Below are 2,554 nucleotides of genomic sequence, written 5' to 3'. Positions count from 1 at the left end.
GCAGACAGGTCAAATCCCTTGTTTGTAATAACTAAGTATAAATTTCTGTAGTTTTAATATTTTCATACCCTAATAAATTTTGAATGTATATTAAACCTATTCGCAAATATAATATAATTTGTACTATGCAACAAAACAATAAAGTTTTTTCCTTTTTACCCAATTTTTAATAAGCAAATTATAGTTAACCTTAAGGGAAATTCTATTCTCGCCTCTATAATCAATTTTTTATATCATAGAAAAGGTCATTATATTTACCAAAGCAATTTTCACAGCTCCGCCACCTCAGTTACATGAAACTATTGTAATATACATCCAACAAGACTTTTAGTTTTCAGGTATTTAAAGTGTTTTTTTTAGTAGTTGAAAATGTTTGGATTTCCCATAAAAAAATTATTTCCTAAATAAAAAAGTTTTGTTTTGATAATATTTTCCATTGCAAACATAGTGATAATTATTTAAAGGGGGTTCTATAACTTAATGCTTTTGGGTACTTATCAACAGTTTTGGGGATTATTAAAAAATAAAGAACCTTTTTAATAAGAAGTGCCTAAAGTACTTAGAGTGCCTAAAGTGCCTATAGTTAAGAGAGACGGACAAATCAACAAATCAGCAAATCAGCAAATCAGCAAATCAGCAAATCAGCAAATCAGCAAATCAGCAAATCAGCAAATCAGCAAATCAACAAATTCTATTCCTCAGGTTGCAGTCCAAAAGTGTTTTGTAGGTTAGATAGATCAGGATTTTTTTCTGTCATAAAATTATATTTTTCTTTTGGATTAACCAAATATGAACCTTGTTCATTTTTTGAAATTATCTTTAATTTGGTTCTAAAAATTATATCCTGAATGTCATGTTCTTCATTAAGAAATTTCGAAATATTGGGTTTCTCTTGGATAAAAAGTTTTTCAATCGCAGAGTTCTCAAATGCAACTGTAATAATATTTTTTTCAATCTCAGCTTGGTTAATTGTAAGTGCTTTGTATAGGTTGAGTTTCTTTTCCTTTTTTAATATTTTTTCAATGTAATCTTCCCATGCTAATTTGAATTTATTAACATCAATATCATATTCAACATGAGCATCTATTTTTTCATCCTTTTCTTTATTATTGTTGTTTTCTTGATTTTTTAATTTTTCTCTTATTTGTGAAAGATTTTTTGATAAAGGTGCTGTTGATGTTTGATTTTTATTGCTTATTTCCTTTTTTATGGAAGGGGTTTTTTCGCTTGTTTCTTTGGTCTCGCTTTTTGTAGGTTGGATTAATTCCTCAGAGCTTTTTTTTTTAATACCGAACTTAAATCGATTGCATCTTTAATGTGGCATAACTTGATTATTGCTAGTTCTGTATGTAGTCTCTGGTTTTTACTTTCTTTATAACTAATTATAAATTGATTAAGAATATTTAATGCGGATATTATTATTGATTTATTAATGATTTTACTTTGTTCTAGATATTTTACTTTTACTTTATCGGGTATTTCAAGTAATTGAATTGTTTGTTGTGATTGGCTTACAAGCAGGTTCCTAAAGTGTTCACTTAAACCGAGTAAAAAGTTTTGTCCTTCAAATCCAAGGTTAATAATTTTATCAAAAAGTACTAAAGATTGTGAAATATCACTTTCTAAAATAAAATTTGTAGCCTTAAAATAATATTCATAATCAATAATATTCAGGTTATCAATTACAAAATCATAAGTAACCTTGTCTCCTGAAAAACTTACTATTCTGTCAAATATTGAAAGTGCATCTCGTAATGCACCATCAGCTTTATCAGCTATGATATGAAGTGCAGTTTCTTCCGATTCAATATTTTCTTTTTCAGATATGTGTTTCAGATGTTGCACAATATCCGGAATTTGAATTCTGTTAAAATCAAATATTTGACAACGTGAAAGTATTGTGGGAATAATTTTATGTTTTTCTGTTGTAGCAAGAATAAAAACAGCATAAGAAGGAGGTTCCTCTAATGTTTTAAGAAATGCATTAAATGCTTGAGCAGATAACATGTGAACTTCATCAATAATATAGATTTTATATTTTCCGCTTTGAGGAGCAAATCTTACTTTATCAATTAATAATCTTATATCATCAACAGAATTGTTTGAAGCAGCGTCAAGTTCATAAATATTTAATGATCTTTGAGCAATAAAAGATTTACAAGAATCACATTCGTTACAAGGTTCTCCGTTTTCTTTCCTGTTTGTACAATTGAGTGCTTTTGCAAAAATCCTTGCACAGGTTGTTTTTCCTATGCCTCGTGGACCTGTAAATAAATACGATTGTGCTAAATGATTGTTTACAATGGAATTTTTAAGAGTTTGTGAAATATGGTCTTGCCCAATAACATCATCAAAAGTTGATGGGCGGTATTTTCTTGCTGATACTATATAGTTTTCTTTCATTTTATAAACAGATTCATTAAATTCTTCAAAGAAACGAACTCACAAAGTTAAAAAACTAATATGATTTGAAAGATATTTGAATTTAAAAAGACAAAAAAAATTATTACTTTTGTAAAAATATTAATGATATGGCTACTGTGAAATATGCATT

Annotated in this window: 2 protein-coding genes; one reads left to right on the top strand and one right to left on the bottom strand. The window is 27.8% G+C overall.

Annotation, left to right across the window (positions count from 1 at the left end):
* Positions 1-546 precede the first annotated feature (546 nt).
* On the top strand, positions 547-732 hold the full coding sequence (locus tag U9R42_09265) for a hypothetical protein (GenBank protein ID MEA3496209.1): 186 nt from the start codon (positions 547-549) through the stop codon (positions 730-732).
* Positions 733-1,260: 528 nt separating this feature from the next.
* On the opposite strand, the gene dnaX is transcribed toward U9R42_09265, so the two are convergent.
* Positions 1,261-2,403, bottom strand: a complete 1,143-nt coding sequence (gene dnaX, locus U9R42_09260; protein ID MEA3496208.1) for a DNA polymerase III subunit gamma/tau — start codon at positions 2,401-2,403, stop codon at positions 1,261-1,263.
* Positions 2,404-2,554 lie beyond the last annotated feature (151 nt).

This window comes from Bacteroidota bacterium (assembly GCA_034723125.1).
Classification (GTDB): domain Bacteria; phylum Bacteroidota; class Bacteroidia; order CAILMK01; family JAAYUY01; genus JAYEOP01.
Note: the sequence above shows the minus strand (reverse complement) of the source record. Positions and strands in the feature narration are given on the sequence as shown.